Source organism: Micromonospora sp. NPDC005237, assembly GCF_040607775.1.
Classification (GTDB): Bacteria; Actinomycetota; Actinomycetes; order Mycobacteriales; family Micromonosporaceae; genus Micromonospora.
This window is the reverse complement of record NZ_JBEXHJ010000005.1, coordinates 220,106-235,438: the sequence shown is the minus strand read 5'-3', so window position 1 is coordinate 235,438 and position 15,333 is coordinate 220,106. Positions and strand designations below refer to the sequence as shown.

Annotated in this window: 19 protein-coding genes; 9 read left to right on the top strand and 10 right to left on the bottom strand. The window is 73.5% G+C overall.

The window, feature by feature from the left end; translation table 11 throughout:
• The first annotated feature begins 75 nt into the window (after positions 1-75).
• The 4 genes from ABZT87_RS15895 to ABZT87_RS15880 all read left to right on the top strand — a co-directional run bounded on the left by ABZT87_RS15895 (position 76) and on the right by ABZT87_RS15880 (position 3,371).
• The gene (locus ABZT87_RS15895; protein WP_355136215.1) at positions 76-339 is read left to right on the top strand and encodes a hypothetical protein; all 264 of its coding nucleotides are present in this window, start codon (positions 76-78) and stop codon (positions 337-339) included.
• A gap of 191 nt (positions 340-530) precedes the next feature.
• Positions 531-1,781, top strand: a complete 1,251-nt coding sequence (locus tag ABZT87_RS15890) for a DUF222 domain-containing protein (protein ID WP_355136213.1) — start codon at positions 531-533, stop codon at positions 1,779-1,781.
• Between the two features lie 127 nt (positions 1,782-1,908).
• Complete coding sequence (locus ABZT87_RS15885) at positions 1,909-2,049, top strand: hypothetical protein (protein ID WP_354858284.1); 141 nt, start codon at positions 1,909-1,911, stop codon at positions 2,047-2,049.
• Positions 2,049-3,371, top strand: a complete 1,323-nt coding sequence (locus ABZT87_RS15880; protein WP_355136211.1) for an MFS transporter — start codon at positions 2,049-2,051, stop codon at positions 3,369-3,371. Before ABZT87_RS15885 ends, ABZT87_RS15880 begins: the two co-directional genes overlap by 1 nt.
• A 43-nt stretch (positions 3,372-3,414) precedes the next feature.
• Here the strand turns inward: ABZT87_RS15880 and ABZT87_RS15875 are convergent, their stop codons facing one another.
• Genes ABZT87_RS15875 through ABZT87_RS15855 form a run of 5 tightly spaced genes read right to left on the bottom strand, consistent with a single transcriptional unit; the run spans position 3,415 to position 7,990 of the window.
• Positions 3,415-3,672, bottom strand: a complete 258-nt coding sequence (locus ABZT87_RS15875; protein WP_354858289.1) for a UBP-type zinc finger domain-containing protein — start codon at positions 3,670-3,672, stop codon at positions 3,415-3,417.
• The gene (locus ABZT87_RS15870; protein WP_355136209.1) at positions 3,669-5,243 is read right to left on the bottom strand and encodes a Na+/H+ antiporter; all 1,575 of its coding nucleotides are present in this window, start codon (positions 5,241-5,243) and stop codon (positions 3,669-3,671) included. The genes ABZT87_RS15875 and ABZT87_RS15870 overlap by 4 nt, the downstream gene beginning before the upstream one ends.
• A gap of 37 nt (positions 5,244-5,280) precedes the next feature.
• Complete coding sequence (locus ABZT87_RS15865) at positions 5,281-6,246, bottom strand: TIGR03885 family FMN-dependent LLM class oxidoreductase (protein ID WP_355136207.1); 966 nt, start codon at positions 6,244-6,246, stop codon at positions 5,281-5,283.
• A gap of 52 nt (positions 6,247-6,298) precedes the next feature.
• On the bottom strand, positions 6,299-7,714 hold the full coding sequence (locus ABZT87_RS15860; RefSeq protein WP_355136205.1) for an NADP-dependent succinic semialdehyde dehydrogenase: 1,416 nt from the start codon (positions 7,712-7,714) through the stop codon (positions 6,299-6,301).
• 12 nt (positions 7,715-7,726) lie between these two features.
• Complete coding sequence (locus tag ABZT87_RS15855) at positions 7,727-7,990, bottom strand: DUF6343 family protein (protein WP_354858297.1); 264 nt, start codon at positions 7,988-7,990, stop codon at positions 7,727-7,729.
• A gap of 187 nt (positions 7,991-8,177) precedes the next feature.
• Between ABZT87_RS15855 and ABZT87_RS15850 the strand changes: the two genes are divergently transcribed.
• A complete protein-coding gene (locus ABZT87_RS15850) occupies positions 8,178-9,029 on the top strand; it encodes a GDSL-type esterase/lipase family protein (protein WP_355136203.1) in 852 nt (283 codons plus the stop codon).
• A 16-nt stretch (positions 9,030-9,045) separates the two neighbouring features.
• On the opposite strand, the gene ABZT87_RS15845 is transcribed toward ABZT87_RS15850, so the two are convergent.
• The 3 genes from ABZT87_RS15845 to ABZT87_RS15835 all read right to left on the bottom strand — a co-directional run bounded on the left by ABZT87_RS15845 (position 9,046) and on the right by ABZT87_RS15835 (position 10,958).
• The gene (locus ABZT87_RS15845) at positions 9,046-9,801 is read right to left on the bottom strand and encodes an EcsC family protein (RefSeq protein ID WP_355136201.1); all 756 of its coding nucleotides are present in this window, start codon (positions 9,799-9,801) and stop codon (positions 9,046-9,048) included.
• 46 nt (positions 9,802-9,847) lie between these two features.
• The gene (locus ABZT87_RS15840; protein ID WP_354858304.1) at positions 9,848-9,994 is read right to left on the bottom strand and encodes a hypothetical protein; all 147 of its coding nucleotides are present in this window, start codon (positions 9,992-9,994) and stop codon (positions 9,848-9,850) included.
• A gap of 106 nt (positions 9,995-10,100) precedes the next feature.
• Positions 10,101-10,958, bottom strand: coding sequence for a peptidase M23 (locus ABZT87_RS15835; RefSeq protein ID WP_355136199.1), 858 nt, complete (start codon positions 10,956-10,958; stop codon positions 10,101-10,103).
• A 401-nt stretch (positions 10,959-11,359) separates the two neighbouring features.
• Here ABZT87_RS15835 and ABZT87_RS15830 point away from each other — a divergent pair, with 401 nt between their 5' ends.
• The 4 genes from ABZT87_RS15830 to ABZT87_RS15815 all read left to right on the top strand — a co-directional run bounded on the left by ABZT87_RS15830 (position 11,360) and on the right by ABZT87_RS15815 (position 13,670).
• Positions 11,360-12,280: a PAC2 family protein gene (locus tag ABZT87_RS15830; RefSeq protein WP_354858309.1), complete on the top strand. Its 921-nt coding sequence runs from the start codon at positions 11,360-11,362 to the stop codon at positions 12,278-12,280.
• A 37-nt stretch (positions 12,281-12,317) separates the two neighbouring features.
• Positions 12,318-13,115 carry an exodeoxyribonuclease III gene (locus ABZT87_RS15825; RefSeq protein ID WP_355136197.1) on the top strand — a complete coding sequence of 266 codons (798 nt, stop codon included), beginning with the start codon at positions 12,318-12,320 and terminating at the stop codon, positions 13,113-13,115.
• Positions 13,116-13,141: 26 nt separating this feature from the next.
• Complete coding sequence (locus tag ABZT87_RS15820) at positions 13,142-13,459, top strand: antibiotic biosynthesis monooxygenase (RefSeq protein ID WP_355136195.1); 318 nt, start codon at positions 13,142-13,144, stop codon at positions 13,457-13,459.
• 70 nt (positions 13,460-13,529) lie between these two features.
• The gene (locus ABZT87_RS15815) at positions 13,530-13,670 is read left to right on the top strand and encodes a hydrolase (RefSeq protein WP_354858314.1); all 141 of its coding nucleotides are present in this window, start codon (positions 13,530-13,532) and stop codon (positions 13,668-13,670) included.
• A 20-nt stretch (positions 13,671-13,690) separates the two neighbouring features.
• On the opposite strand, the gene ABZT87_RS15810 is transcribed toward ABZT87_RS15815, so the two are convergent.
• Positions 13,691-14,356 carry a class F sortase gene (locus ABZT87_RS15810; RefSeq protein ID WP_355065584.1) on the bottom strand — a complete coding sequence of 222 codons (666 nt, stop codon included), beginning with the start codon at positions 14,354-14,356 and terminating at the stop codon, positions 13,691-13,693.
• Between the two features lie 178 nt (positions 14,357-14,534).
• Positions 14,535-15,260: a hypothetical protein gene (locus ABZT87_RS15805; RefSeq protein WP_355136490.1), complete on the bottom strand. Its 726-nt coding sequence runs from the start codon at positions 15,258-15,260 to the stop codon at positions 14,535-14,537.
• Between the last annotated feature and the right edge of the window lie 73 nt (positions 15,261-15,333).

The following is a 15,333-nucleotide window of genomic DNA, read 5'->3' as shown; positions in this document are numbered from 1 at the left end:
GCAGGCACGGCTGGTGGCCGCCCTCCCCCGGGCGGCCACCAGCACGGCTGGACCTGCGTACCTACCATCACGAGCATGGATGGACGAACGTGGCTCCTGGCCGGGGCGGTGGCAGCCCCACTGCTGGCCGTCCTGCCGGTCTTCGCACTGCGGCGCCGTCGCCGTACCCGGGCCGACGGGCCCGAGGAGACGATGCGCCGAGCCCGCCAGGCGATCCGGGCCAGCGGGCACGAGCAGCGCCGCCAGCGCCGTGGCAGTCTGCGCGGCAAGGGCTACGGCGGGGACGACAACCGGGCCTACGACAGCGGCGTCGCCAGCGACTCCGGCGGCATGCCCTGAGGCCCGCTTCCATTGTCGATCTGACGGCCGGCGGCAATCGGGACAGCAGAGCGCCCCGCACCCGGCAGGTGTGGGCCGCTTCAGCGTGCGTCAGGGTCGGCCCGCACCCGGCACCCAGCCTCAGCCGCATGAGACGACCGCCGATGTAGGCAAGCATCAAAGTTGTCGTACACCTGTTCTATTCTCGGTCCATGGTGGAGGAGTTGACGCAGGCTGAGGCGGCGGTCGCGGCGTGCGTCGACGCGCCGGCCTGGGCACTCACCGAGCCCGACCTCGTCGCGGCACTCGACACCGCGCACCGGCTTGAGCAGCGCCTGGCGGCCGTGCAGCTGGCCCTCGTGCGTGAGCTGGACGGCCGCGGCACGGCCCAGGCGCAGGGCGCGTCCTCGACGGCCGTCTGGTTGCGTGACCGGCTACGACTCACAGTCTCCGCCGCCCGCCGCCTGGTCGACCTCGCCAGCGCGCTGGACACCGGAGCGCCGGGGGTGCGCGCCGCTCTGGCCGGCGGCGACATCACAGTGGAGCAGGCCCGCGTCATCGGCGACACGGTCAGCACGGTGCACATGGCCGCCGGCGCCGAGGCCGCCGACAAGGCGGTCGGCGTGCTGGTCGGGTGGGCCGGGCAGTTCGAGCCGACTCTCCTGCGCAAGCTGGGCACCCGGATCCTCGACCATGTCGCACCGGAGGTCGCCGAAGCCGCTGCCCGGGCCGCGTTGGAGGCCGAGGCCCGCCGCTCCGACCGGGACCGTCACGTCACCCTGTCCGAGCTGTCGGACGGCCGCCTGCGGCTGAGCGGCACCCTGGACGCCGAGGCCGGCGGCCTGCTCCGCGCCGCGATCGACCCGCTGACCGCGCCGTCCGGCCCGGACGACGCGCGCAGTCCCGGGCAACGCCGCCACGACGCCCTCGCCGACCTCTGCCGCCTCACCCTGCGCACCGGCGAGCTACCCGAGCACGGCGGCGAGCCCGCGCAGATCGTCGTCACCACCAGCTTCGACACGCTGGCCCGGCAGCTCGACGCCGGCACCCTCGACACCGGCCCCCGCCTCACCCCGGAGACGGTCCGCCGCCTCGCCTGCGACGCCGCCATCCTGCCCGCCGTCCTCGGCAGCGCCGGCCAACCACTCGACGTCGGCCGACAACGCCGCCTCATCACCGGCCCACTCCGACGCGCCCTCGTCCTGCGCGACCGCGGCTGCGCCTTCCCCGGCTGCGACCGCCCACCCCGCTGGTGCGACGCCCACCACATCCACCACTGGGCCGACGGCGGCGACACCAGCCTGCCCAACGCAGTGCTCCTCTGCGGCCACCACCACCGACACCTCCACCACGGCGACTGGACCGTCCACCTCGGCGGCGACGGCCACCCCGAATTCATCCCACCGGCCTGGCTCGACCCCGACCAAATCCCCCGCCGCAACCACTACCACCGTCGGACGTGACCGCGGCCCAGCCCACCAGCTGTGACGACCGGGGCCCTCGGATCCACACCATCGTGGCGGGGCGGTGTGACCGGCCTCGCGTCTTTCGGGACCGCCAACTCCGCCCGGCCTGCCTAGCGTCGCCACCATGACGGTCAACGGCGACACGTTCGAACGGGCCACCGGGAACAACCGGGCCACGCGCCGCGCCCAGGCCACCGACGGCGACCCAGCCACCCACAGCGACCGGGTCATCGACTCCGCCTCGGCCATGGTCATCTCACGCTGATGCGGGGTGTGTCGCCGCTGCCGCCGGCCGGGCGGCTGCGCACCCTCTCCCTCGCCACGTTGGCGAACACCGTCGGTTCGGGACTGTGGCTGACCGGCGCGGCCATCTATCTCACCCGGGACGTGGGGCTGTCCGCCGCCCAGGTGGGCGTCGGGCTCAGCGTCGCCGGGCTGGTCGGGTTGACCGCCAGCGTGCCGCTCGGCAGTCTGGCCGACCGGCGCGACCCGCGTACGCTGCGGGCCGTCCTCCAGGTGCTCCAGGCGGTGGTCGCGGCAACGTACCTGCTGGTCGGCTCGTTTCCGGTGTTCCTGGTCGTGGCGGTGCTCGACCTGCTGCTGACCTCGGGCAACCTCGCGGTCCGCGCCGCGCTGGTCGCCGCCGTCGCCGGCCCGCAGGGTCGGGTGCACGCCTTCGCCACGCTACGGGCGGTGGCGAACCTGGGCATCGCGGTCGGGGCGGGTCTGGCCGGGTTCGCGCTGGCCGCCGACACGCACCTGGCGTACCAGATCCTGGTGGCTGGCAACGCGGCCACCTATCTCGTGTCGGCGGCGCTGCTGTTGCGGCTGCCGGCCTGTCCCCCAACCGCGCAGCCCACAACCGCGCCGGCCCCAACCGCACAGCCCACGACCGCGCAGCGCCCGACCGTGCCGGCCCCGGCTGCGCAGCCCACGACCGTGCCGGCCCCGACGGTCACTGCCCGCCGTGGACGGCCGCTGCGTGACGGCCGTTTCCTCGCGGTCAGTGGCGCGTCGGCGGTGCTCGCCCTGCATCAGACGGTCCTCACGCTGGTGGTGCCGCTCTGGGCGGTGACCGTGGTCGGAGCGCCCCCGCCGGTCGTGTCGGCGGTGCTGCTGACCAACACGGTGCTCACCGTCCTGCTGGCGGTACGGCTGAGCCGGGGCGCGGACACCGCCGCTGCGGCGGCGCGGACGATGCGCCGGGCCGGCCTGGTGCTGGCCGCCGCGATGCTGCTGTACGCGGCCACCGCCCGCCTGCCCACCGCTGCGGCTGTCGCACTGCTGCTGGTCGCCACCGTCGTCTACACCGCCGGTGACCTGTGGCACAGCGCTGGCGGAACGGGACTCGCCTACGACCTCGCCCCGCCGGACGCGGTCGGCGCCTACCAGGGAGCGGACGGCATGCTGGCCGGTCTGGCCCGCGCCGCCGGCCCGGCCCTGTTGACGCTCGTGGTGCTCGACGGCGGGACGCCCGGTTGGCTGGCCGTCGGCGCGCTCTTCGCCGTGGCGGGCCTGGCCAGCCCCGCGCTCACCCGGTGGGCCCTGGCCGGCCGCCCCGCGACGCCGCTCCGAACCGACCGCTGAGCGGTGGCCGAGCGCCCGGCCGGCCAGCGCCGTCCGGGACCGGTCAGCCGATCTCCTCGTCGACGAAGCACCAGCGCCAGGCCTCGCCGGGCTGCGCCGAGCGGATCACCGGGTGGCCGGTGGACGCGAAGTGCTTGCTCGCGTGCTGGTTCGGCGACGAGTCGCAGCAGCCGACCTGGCCGCAGCTCAGGCAGGTACGCAGGTGCACCCAGTAGGTGTCGCCGATGGCGACGCAGTCGGCGCACTCGTCGGGGGTGCGCGGCTCGGCGGTGCCGGCCTCGGTCAGGTGCTGACAGCTCACTGCTCGACCTCCTGCCGCAGCAACGACTCTTCCAGGTCCAGGTCACGATAGGCCCGCACCAGCACCTCCTCAGGAATTCGACCGGCGTCCCGGGCGGCGCGGAACACGTCCCGCTCGGCGTCGATCATCTCTTGTCGCAGCCGACCGTACGCCTGCGACGGGGTCTCCCGCTCGTCGCCGCCGAGCCGTTCCCAGGCCATGTTGGTGCGGTCCTCCTGCACCCGGCGCAGCCGATCCACCACGGACCCCGGTGCGCTCTCGGCCAACTCCTCCAACCGGTCCCGTGCGGCCCTGCTGGCCTGCTGCTGCACCCCGGCGGCCGACAACGCGTCCTGCACCGGGTCGTCCTGGGGCAGCTTCAACCGCCGGGCGACCAGCGGCAGCGTGGCGCCCTGACCGACCAGGGTGACCACGATCACCGCGAAGGCCAACCAGATGAACAGGGCCCGGGGGTACGGCTCGTCGTCGGCCAGGGTCAGCGGGAGGGCCAGGGCGGCGGCGAGCGTCACCACCCCCCGCATTCCGGCCCAGCCGATGATGATCGGGAACTTCGGTGACGGGGCCGGATCCCGACGGCGGATCCGGGGGACCAGCCGGGCCAGGTAGGTGGCCGGGAAGAGCCAGACGAACCGGGTCAGGAAGACGGTGGCGAGCACCGCGAAGGTGATCAGGATGAGCGAGCCGGTCGGCTCGTCGAGCTCGCGCAGCACCTCCCGCAGTTGCAGCCCGACCAGAAGGAAGACCAGTCCCTCCAGCAGGAACCGGACCAGCCGCCAGAACGCGCCGACCTGCAACCGGGACGCCGCCGACAACAGTTGCGGCAGCTTGTGCCCGAGCACCAGACCGGTGACGACCACCGCGACCACACCGGAGGCGTGCAGGTGCTCGGCGGTGAACACCACCGCGAACGGGATGATCAACGACAGCGCGTTGTCCAGCAGCGGGTCGCTGATCCGCCGGTGTAGGAAGCCGAACACCAGCGCCCCGAGCGCCCCGATCAGGATGCCGCCGCCGGTGGACCGCAGCACCTCGAGGGCGATCTTGTCGGTGCCGACGGCCGCGCCGATGGAGGCCATGGTCGCGACCCGCAGCAGCACCAGCGCGGTGGCGTCGTTGACCAGGCTCTCCCCCTCCAGGATCGTGACCACCCGGCGGGGAAGCCCGACGCGGCGGGCGACGGCCGTGGCGGCCACGGCGTCCGGCGGGGCGACCACCGCGCCGAGGGCCAGGCAGATCGCGAACGGGACCTGCGGCAGCAGCAGGTGCAGCACGACGCCCACCGCGAACGCGGTGAACAGCACCAGGCCCACGGCGAGCAGCAGGATCGGCCGGATGTTGTTCTTGAACGCCGGCACCGATGTCTCCAACGCCGCGACGTACAGCAGCGGCGGCAGGATGCCGATCAGCACCAGCTCCGGTTCGAGCCGGATCTGCGGGAAGCCCGGCACGAACGAGAGCCCCAGGCCGAGTACGACCAGCACGATCGGCGCGAGCAGGCCGAGCCGGCGGGCCAGCGCCGCGCCCAGGGTGGCGATCGCCAGGAAGACGACGACCGGAAACAGGCTTTCCATGGGGTACGAGCCTAGGGGTCGGTCGGCCGACGCCCGATCAGCCGCCCGGGCGCAGCTTCGGCAGCACCTCGGCGCCGAACGCGTCGATGAACCCGCGCTGCTCCTGCCCGACATGGTGCAGGGCGATCTGGTCGAAGCCGAGCGCCACGTACTCCTCCAGCCAGCCGACGTGCCGGCCCAGATCGGCCGAGATGTTCACCACCTGGGCGATCCGCTCGGGTGGCACGTCGGCCGAGACGACGTCGAAGTGCTCGACGGTCTCCAGGTCCCAGCAGACCGGAGGGGCGAAGACGTTGCTGCGCCACTGGTCGTACGCGAGCGCCTCGGCCTGCGCCTGCTCCGGCGCCCAGGAGACGTGCACCTGGAGGTGCAGTGGGCCGCGCCCACCGGCGTCCCGGTACGCGTCGATCATCTCGCGCAGGTGCTCCACCGGCGCGTTCACGGTGATCAGCCCGTCGGCCCACTCGGCGCACCAGCGGGCCGTGGCCACGCTGACGGCCGCGCCGACCAGCGCGGGCGGCTCTTCGGGGCGGGTCCACAGCCGGGCCCGGTCCACCCGGACCAGACCGTCGTGGCTGACCTCCTCACCGGCCAGCAGCGCCCGGATCACGTCCACGCACTCCCGCAGCCGGGCGGCGCGGACGTCCTTGCGCGGCCACGCGTCGCCGGTGATGTGCTCGTTGCTGGCCTCGCCGGTGCCCAGCGCGGCCCAGAACCGACCCGGGTACATCGCGCCGAGGGTGCCGATCGCCTGCGCGATGATCGCCGGGTGGTACCGCTGACCGGGGGCGTTGACCACGCCGAACGGCATGCCGGTGGCCTGCAGCGCGGCACCCAGCCAGGACCAGGCGAAGCCGGATTCGCCCTGCCGGGCGCTCCACGGGGAGAAGTGGTCGGAGCACATGGCCGCGTCGAAGCCGGCCCGCTCGGCGTGCATCACCGCCTCCAGCAGGGCGCGCGGAGGGATCTGCTCGTGGGAGGCGTGGAATCCGAACGACGTCATGGGCGCACTTCCTACCCATGACGGCGTCCGGTGATGCGTGCCGCGCGGGAAGCTACTCGGCGTGCGCGCCGGCGCCGGCGGAAGCCGCGCCCTCGCCCACCCAGACCGTCTTGATGTTGCAGAACTCCCGCATGCCCAGCTCGGACAGCTCCCGGCCGTAGCCGGAGTTCTTCACGCCGCCGAACGGCAGCTCCGGGTAGGAGGTGGTCATCCCGTTGATGAAGACGTTGCCGGCGTCCAGGTCGCTGGCGAAGCGCTCCTGCTCGGCGGCGTCCCGGGTCCAGGCATTCGACCCGAGGCCGAAGCTGGTCCCGTTGGCCACCTCGATCGCCCCCTCGTACGAGGACACCCGGTACAGGCCGGCGACCGGCCCGAAGACCTCCTCGGACCACATCCGCATCTGCGGCGTGAGGTCGGTGACCACGGTCGGCGGGTAGTACCACCCGTCGCCGGCGGGCAGCTCGCCGCCGCAGAGCACCGTCGCGCCCTTGTCCACCGCGTCGCGCACCTGGGCGTGCACCTCGTCGCGACCGCGTTCGCTGGCCAGCGGACCCACGTCGGTGCCCGGGTCCATGGGGTCGCCGACGCGCAGCGCGGCCATGTTCGCAACGAACTTCTCGGCGAAGGCGTCGAAGACGTCGGTGTGCACGATGAACCGCTTCGCGGCGATGCAGGACTGGCCGTTGTTCTGGCAGCGGGCCGTGGTGGCCACCTCGGCGGCGGCGTCCAGGTCGGCCGAGGGCATCACCACGAACGGGTCGCTGCCGCCCAGCTCCAGCACGGTCTTCTTGACCTCCCGGCCGGCGATCTGGGCGATGGAGCGCCCGGCCGCCTCACTGCCGGTGAGGGTGGCCGCGCGGACCCGGGGGTCGGCGAGGATCCGCTCGACGGCGTCCGAGCCCACCAGCAGGGTGGTGAACGCCCCCTCGGGGAAGCCGGCGCGACGGAACACGTCCTCCAGCAGCAGCGCCGTCTGCGGCACGTTCGAGGCGTGCTTGAGCAGGCCGGTGTTGCCGGCCATCAGCGCCGGGGCGGCGAAGCGCATCACCTGCCAGAGCGGGAAGTTCCACGGCATCACCGCGAGCACCACGCCGATCGGCTGGTAGCGGATGAACGCCCGGGTCGCCTTCACGGCGGCGGCGTCGGCCGGCTGGTCGGCGAGGAACGCGGGCGCCTTGTCGGCGTAGAAGCGGGCGGCCGTGGCGCACTTGGTCACCTCGGCCTGGGCCGCGACGTACGTCTTGCCCATCTCCGTGGTCATGATCCGGGCGATCTCGTCGCGCTCGGCGTCCAGCAGGTCGGCGGCGGCGTTCATCCACCGGGCGCGCTGGTCGACGGTGGTGCCGCGCAGCTGCTGGTACGCGAGGTCGGTGCGCTCGATGGCGGCGTCGAGCTGTTCGGTGGACATCGCCTCGTAGGTTTTGAGCACCTGTCCGGTGGCGGGGTTGGTGGTGGCGATGTGGGGCATCTCGTCCTCCTGTCACTCGAACAGCGAGTGTCGTACGCCCGGCTCCTCACGGCGGCGAGCGGCGCGGCGGCGCTGGATCACGACCAGGTCGACCACGGCGACGACTGCGAAGATCGCGCAGAGCACGCCGAGCCAGGCGAGCCCCGCCCAGAACGCCAGCACCGCGAACAGCACCATGATCACCAACCCGAAGCCGGCGAGAGTGAGCCGGAGGTTCAGCGCGCTGTACGCGTGGCCGACCGTGCCACGGGCACGCCGGGGCTGCGATCTCGTCATACCTCCTGAGCTACCCCCGATCGGCGCTGTTAACCGGTAGCAATCGCGCGCGCTGGTGGCGCTTATAGCACTCATGCGGCTCTTTCGACGGCGCTCGGCCACATACCCGACAGCAACTTCCCGCCCGACCACGTCCAGCGCATAGAGTTACCGCGCTGTCGCTCTGTGCTGCGAGACGGGGGATGTCATGCCTCGACGCTGGGTTGCCGCCCTGGCCTGTCTCGCCGCGCTGGTCGCGCTGGCCTGCGAGGGCGGCACGTCGGCCTCCCCCCGTCCCACGAAGAGCCCGCCGTCGTCCGGCGGGCCCGGCGGCATCGCCGCGCTCGGCGACTCGATCAGCACCGGCTTCGCCTCCTGCCTGGTGCTCACCTCCTGCGAGCGCAACTCCTGGTCGACCGGGGACGGCCTGCGGGTGCAGAGCCACTATCGCCGGCTGCTCGACCAGAATTCCGCGATCCGCGGCAAGGCGTACAACCACGCCCGGCCCGGCGCCCGCGCCGACGCCCTCGAAGGCCAGGCCCAGGCGGCCGTACGCGACCGCGCCGACTACGTCACCGTGCTGATCGGCGCCAACGACATCTGTCGGGGCGGCGTGGACTCGATGACCCCGGTGACCCAGTTCCGGGCCGACGTCGACCGGGGCCTGCGGGTGTTGCGGACCGGCCGGCCGAAGGCCCGGGTGCTGGTGGTGAGCATCCCCGACCTCTACCGGCTCTGGGAGGTGGGGCACGGCGACGCGCGGGCGGCACGAGCGTGGCGGCGGGGCATCTGCCCGGCGCTACTGGCCAACGCGACGTCGACGGCGCCCGCCGACAAGGCCCGCCGGGCCGCCGTCCGGGCCCGGATCGACGCGTACAACGCGCAGTTGGTGGCGGCCTGCCGGGCGTACGGCTCGCGCTGCCGGCACGACGGGGGCGCGGCGCACAAGGTCCGCTTCACCCTGGACCTGCTCAACCCGCTGGACTGGTTCCACCCCAACGCCACCGGTCAGGGCCGGCTGGCCGAGGTGACCTGGCGCTCGTCCGGCCTGGCCGACTGAACCACCCGAGGGCGGTTCAGGAGCGGCGAGGCTCCGGGACGGCGGTGCCGCGCCGACGATAGAGCGCCCGTGAGCGCTCGGCCAGGTCTTTGGTGGCGGACGAGTTGGCCCAGGTGCCGAGCACGATCGCCGCACCCGGAACGATCTTGGCGACGAGTCGCTTGGCGGCCCGGACGCCGGCCATCTGCGCCAGCCGGACGCCGAGCTGCAACATGACCCGCCCGAGCGGGCGCTGGCCGCCCAGGCCGAAGAGCGCGGCGGCGCGTTCCCGGCCGGCGGCCACCCCGAGCGCCAGGCGGGCGCTCTCGGCGACCTTGTGCACCCGCTGGAGCACGAGCAGGTCGGTGGCCCGGTCGCTGTGCAGCGGGTCGACGTCGTACGCGGCGGCGATGTGCAGGACCATGCGCGCCTGGGTCCAGGCCAGCACGCCGACGTCGAGGACGGCGCCGGGCAGCCCGGCCGCTCCGGAGACCGCCCCGGACAGGCGAGCCAGGTTGACGAACTTGCGGGCCGCCTGGTCGGCCAGGACGTCGGACGAGACACCGGGGTGCTCGCTGCGGGCGCGGGCGGCCCACTGCGCGGCCTCCGGCCCGAGCCGGCGCACCGCCTCCAGGGCGAGGTGCTCCGGGGCGTACTGCGGATCGTCGCGCATCCGGTCCCAGAGTCGGGCCGGCGGGCCCTCGGGCGCGGCCGCCGGCACGGCCGGCAGGCCGGCCGACGGCTCGGGCGTGGGCGCGGCGGGCTGACCGCCGGCGGGCGGGGTGTCGGTCACCGGGTCTCCCCAGGGGTGGGTACGGGCAGGACGGCCGGTGGCGCGGTCAGCGACGGCGGTTGGACAGTCGCGCCGCCAACCCCTTGAGCTTCTGCTGGTTGGCGGGCTTGGCCAGCTCGCGCCGACCCCGGTCCACCAGCTGCTGACCCTTGGGCGATCTCAGGAAGGTGCTGATCCGCTGCATCAAAGACATAACGTCCTCCTGTCGGTGATCCCTCAGTCATGTGTACCCCGAACCCGCAACGGATGTACCCGGGACGCGACAGGCTCAACCCTCACCGTCCACAGTGGTCGGTAGGCTACCGCCCGGCCGGCACGATGGCGTCGACCACCCGGGTGGCCCGCCACTCGTGCTGCTGGTAGTGCTCGGGGTACGCGGAGACCTGCACCGCCTGCGCGGCGTCGGTGAGCCGCATCTGCTGCCAGCCGGGCACCTGTTCCAGCGCGCTGAGGAACTGTCGGGTGGCGAACTCGGGGTCCATCAGCCGGCCGACCGGGCCCCAGCCGCTGCTGGAGCGCTGCTGGAACAGACCGACCGAGTCGTGGTCCCAGCCGACGCCCTGGTGCGGGTAGTCCTGTGACTCCGGCAGCACGCCGCTGGCGACGTTGTAGAGGTTGCTCTCCTGCATGGCGGTCGCCACCGCGATGACGAGGCCACGGCGCGGGACACCCATCTTGCGTCCGGTACGGACGATCGCCTCGGCGTTCTCCATCTGGTCGTCGTCCAGGCCGGCGACCGGCGCCGGGTCGGTCGGCTGCGCCGGGGCGACCGTGCGGGCACGCGAGGTGGTGTCCGGGTCGGCGGAGGTCGCGGAGGCGGACGGGGTGGCAGAGGGGGCGGCAGCGGGGGTCGCGGCGCGGTCGAGAGAGCGGGACGCGCGCTCCTGCTCGGCGCGCTGCGCCAGCTCGGCGCTCGAGTCGACCCGCGTCGCCGCGCCGGCGGTCTCGTCGCGAACCTGTGCGACGGCGGCCAGAGCGAGGCAGCAGACCACGCCGGTGGCGAGGGCCACCTGGGCGCGGCGTCGACCGGTCAGGTCGCGGGCGTACGCCCGAAGCCGACTCGCGGCGGTTGTCCGTTCGGCTGAGGTGCCTTCCTCCATTTCGGTAGTGGGGCTGCTCGGGGCGTACGGGTCGTCGAGGGTGCCGTCGTCACGCATCAACCGAGGCTAGGCAGGCGGAAACCCCAATCACCCACAGTGATCACGTGGCCCTCGCCACAGAATCGGGGTCCTCGGGTGGACGAGCGGGGCGGGTCGACCCGCCCGGGGAACGGACCTCGCGTACCGGAGGAAACCGGCGCGGCACGTGGGCCGGCACGGACGGCGACAGGGGCGGACATCGGGCCGCGCGGACCGACATGATCGACAAACTCGGCCTTTGGGCCGAACCACCCATCGGCCGATCGGCGTAATCGGGTGGTTCGTCCGATCACGCCCAGTCGGCGGTCGACGGATCGCCCGACGCAGGAATGCGCCAGGATGGCGGGTACGTTGCCCGAATCGGGTGCCGTCCACCGCGCCGGCATCCGCGTAGGCACATTCCAGGGAGGTCCGCACCGGTGCTCGACCCACACGAGCTCTATCAGCTCACCGACGATCTGCCCGACCTCGGGCAGCCGGTCCTGGTCCAGGCCCTGACCGGGTTCGTGGACGCCGGCAACGCCAGCCGGCTTGCCCGCGAGCAGCTGCTCACCTCGCTCGAGGGTCGGCCGATCGCCACCTTCGACGTGGACCAGCTCTTCGACTACCGCTCCCGGCGACCGGTGATGACCTTCGTCGAGGACCACTGGGAGAGCTTCGACGCCCCCAAGCTGGAGCTGCACCTGCTCAACGACGACGACGAGACACCCTTCCTGCTGCTCACCGGCCCCGAGCCGGACCTGCAGTGGGAGCGGTTCACCGCCGCCGTCGCGGGGCTCGCCGCCCGCTTGGACGTACGGCTCACCGTCGGGCTCAACTCGATCCCGATGGCGGTGCCACACACCCGGCCGACCGGCGTGACCGCCCACGCCACCCGCCCGGAGTTGATCAGCGGGTACGAGCCCTGGCTGCAACGGGTCCAGGTGCCCGGCAGCGTCGGTCACCTGCTGGAGTTCCGCCTCGGCGAGCAGGGTCGCGACGCGCTCGGGTTCGCCGCGCACGTGCCGCACTATGTGGCGCAGACCGAGTACCCGGCCGCTGCCGAGGTGCTGCTGAGCGCGGTGTCGCGCAGCACGGGGCTGCTGCTGCCCGGCGACGGGCTGCGCTCGGCCGCCGAGGTGGTCCGGGTGGAGATCGACCGGCAGGTCGCCCAGACCGAGGACGCTGCCGCCCTGGTCCAGGCCCTGGAGGAGCAGTACGACGCGTTCGCCCGGGGTCGCGGCGAGCGGAACCTGCTCGCCCCCGACGCCGGTCCGCTGCCCACCGCCGACGAGCTCGGCGCGGAGCTGGAACGGTTCCTGGCCGAACAGACCCGTCCCGGCGACACCCCGGGCAGCTGACCCGGCGACACGGCACCGGATGCGGCAGGGTGGAGACATGCGCCTGGCGACCTGGAACGTGAACTCGGTGAAGGCCCGGCTGCCCCGGCTGTTGGAGTGGCTGGCCGGCACCGGGCCCGACGTCGTCTGCCTGCAGGAGACGAAGTGCCCGGACGGCGCGTTCCCGGTGGCCGAGGTGGGCGAGCTGGGCTACACCGTGGCCAGCCACAGCGACGGCCGCTGGAACGGGGTGGCGATCCTGTCCCGGGTCGGCCTGGACGACGTCCGCGTCGGCTTCGCGGGTGAGCCGGGCTTTCCCGCACCGGAGGCCCGGGCCATCTCCGCCACCTGCGGCGGGCTGCGGGTCTGGTCGGTGTACGTGCCCAACGGCCGGACGCCGGACGACCCGCACTACGCGTACAAGCTGGCCTGGTTCGCGGCGCTGCGCGACGCGTTGGAGGCGGAGCTGGCCGGTGGCCTGCCGCTGGCCGTCTGCGGCGACTTCAACGTCGCCCCGACCGACGCGGACGTCTGGGACCCGGCGGTCTTCACCCACTCCACGCACGTCACCCCGGCCGAGCGGGCCGCCCTGGCCGCGCTGCGCGACCTCGGGCTCCGCGACGTGGTGCCGACCCCGATGAAGGGGCCGCACCCGTTCACCTACTGGGACTACCGCGCCGGGATGTTCCACCAGAACAAGGGCATGCGGATCGACCTGGTGTACGCCTCGGCGCCGTTCACCCGGGCGGTCCGCTCGGCGTACGTGGACCGGGAGGCCCGCAAGGGCAAGGGCCCCTCCGATCACGCCCCGATCGTGGTCGACGCGGATCTGGTCCCCGCCGTCGAGGCGTTCTGAGCGCCGGCGCTGGCTAGGGTGGGCAGATGGCAGTCGTGAAGATCAACGCAATCGAGGTTCCGCCGGGCGCCGGCCCCGAGTTGGAGAAGCGGTTCGCGGCGCGGGCCGGCGCGGTGGAGAACTCCCCCGGCTTCCTCGGCTTCGAACTGCTCCGGCCGGTGGCCGGCGAGACCCGCTACTTCGTCTACACGAGGTGGGAGAGCGAGGAGGCGTACCAGGCCTGGGCCTCCGGCCCATCGCGCGAGGCCCACGCCGCCGCCCCCGGCGACAAGCCCCGCCCGCCGGTCTCCACCGGCGCCAGCCTCCTGGAGTTCGAGGTGGCCCTGCACGTCCCCCAGCCCTGACCACCTGCCGACGATCCCGGGCTCGACGGAACCCCGCCCAGGCGGCGACGTGCGCTGATAGCGTCCGGCCATGTTCGACGGGTTCGAAGAGTTCGCGATCTGGCGGGAGTGGGCCGACGACGTCCGTGGCGGGCCGGTGCCGGTCGGGCACTTCATCCCGGAAGAGGCCCCCGACGAGACCACCCGCCAACTCCTGGACTTCCTGAGCTGACGCGGCCCGGCGGGCGCGGGTCAGGGCTTGCGCGACGACTGGAGGGTGGCGAAGGCGATCACGTTGTCGGCGTAGCCGGTACGACCGCCGATGAACTGGCCACCGCAGGTGATCAGCCGCAGGCCGGCGGGGCCGTCGTGGCCGTAGATCCGCTCGGCGGGCAGCCGGTCCTTCGGGAAGTGCTCGACGGTGTCGACCTTGAACACCACCGTCGACCGGTCCGCACGGGCCACCTCGATCAGGTCACCGGGCTTCAGCTTGCCCAGGTCGTAGAAGACCGACGGGCCGCTCTTGGTGTCCACGTGCCCGACGATGACCGCCGGACCGGGCTCGCCGGGCGTCGGCCCACGGTCGTACCAGCCGGTCTCATTGTGCCGTTCCAGCGGCGGTACGGCGATCGTGCCGTCCCGCGCCTGCCCGACGGGCGCCACCGGCGCCGCCACCTTGATCGCCGGGACGGTGAGCCGCACCGGGCGACTGGCCGACAACCCGACCGTCTCGCTGCGGGCCGGGCGGTCACCGCCTGCCGGGGCCCAGTCGAACGGGCCGACCGAGCGGCCCAGTCCCGCCCCGGTGGCGAAGACCCCCGCCAGCACCAGCACCACTGCTAGCGGCACCGACCAGGGGCTACGGCCCGACGGACGGCTGCGCCGAGGAGCGACGGCGGTCGGCGGACGGGCGGCCACCGGTGGTCGGTCGGCGACCGGTGCTCGGTCGGCGGGGACACGCGAATCGCGCGCCGGACGCGAGCCAGCGGCCGGCTCTGCGTCGTCGGGCGACCACGAACCGGCGGGCGGGCGGGAACCCGTGGGCGGGCGGGAGCCGGCGGGGGGTGGCGTGGGGCGGAAGATTTCCATGGCGGGCTCAGCGGCGCGCGACGCCACGGACGGTACGGGGTCGACGCAGGGCCATCACGGCGAGGATCAGCCCGGTGATGGTCAACGCCGCGCCGCCGGGCAGCAGCAGGTTGCCGGTCATCCCCCCGGCGCTGCCACCGAAACCGGTGGCCGGGCCTCGGCTGGGCTGGGGCGACGGCACCTTCTTGACCACCTGGAGCATGGTCGACGCGGTCTCACCGTCGCGGCACTCCAACTTGACCCGGTAGTTGCCGGGGCGGGTGCGCTCGCGGACCATCGGCGCGGCGGTGAGCACGCCGCGCTGCGGTTGCACGCCGACCGCGCCGAACGCGTCGGAGACGACGGTGGCGCCCACCGAGTTGTCCCGACAGCTGGCCCGGATGCCGACCAGGTAGCCGGGCTGCACCGTGCTGGGGCTCACCTCGACGAAGACGTCCACCGGCGGAGCGGGCTGGGGCGCGCCTCCGGGTTGGCCCTCGGGCTGACCCCCGGGCGCCGGCGCGACGAGCACGAGCGGGCGGGCGACGGGCACGAGACCAGCGGAGACGAGCGCACCGGGCACGGCGGCGACGGAGACGAGGGCAGCCGGCGCGGCGAGCACCGACGCGGCGGCCACCGGACCGCCAGCGGCGGGTGCGGCGTGTGCGGCGTGTGCGGGGAGGGCGGCCAGCAGGGGGCCGGCGAGCACGGTCACCATCGACAGGGTCACGCCGCCGCGGGTCACTGCCACGATGCCCCCTCTCGACGCCGTAGGACCGCGCCGGGCAGCGGACCGCCCGGCCTGCCGTACCAGATCGATCCTCTCA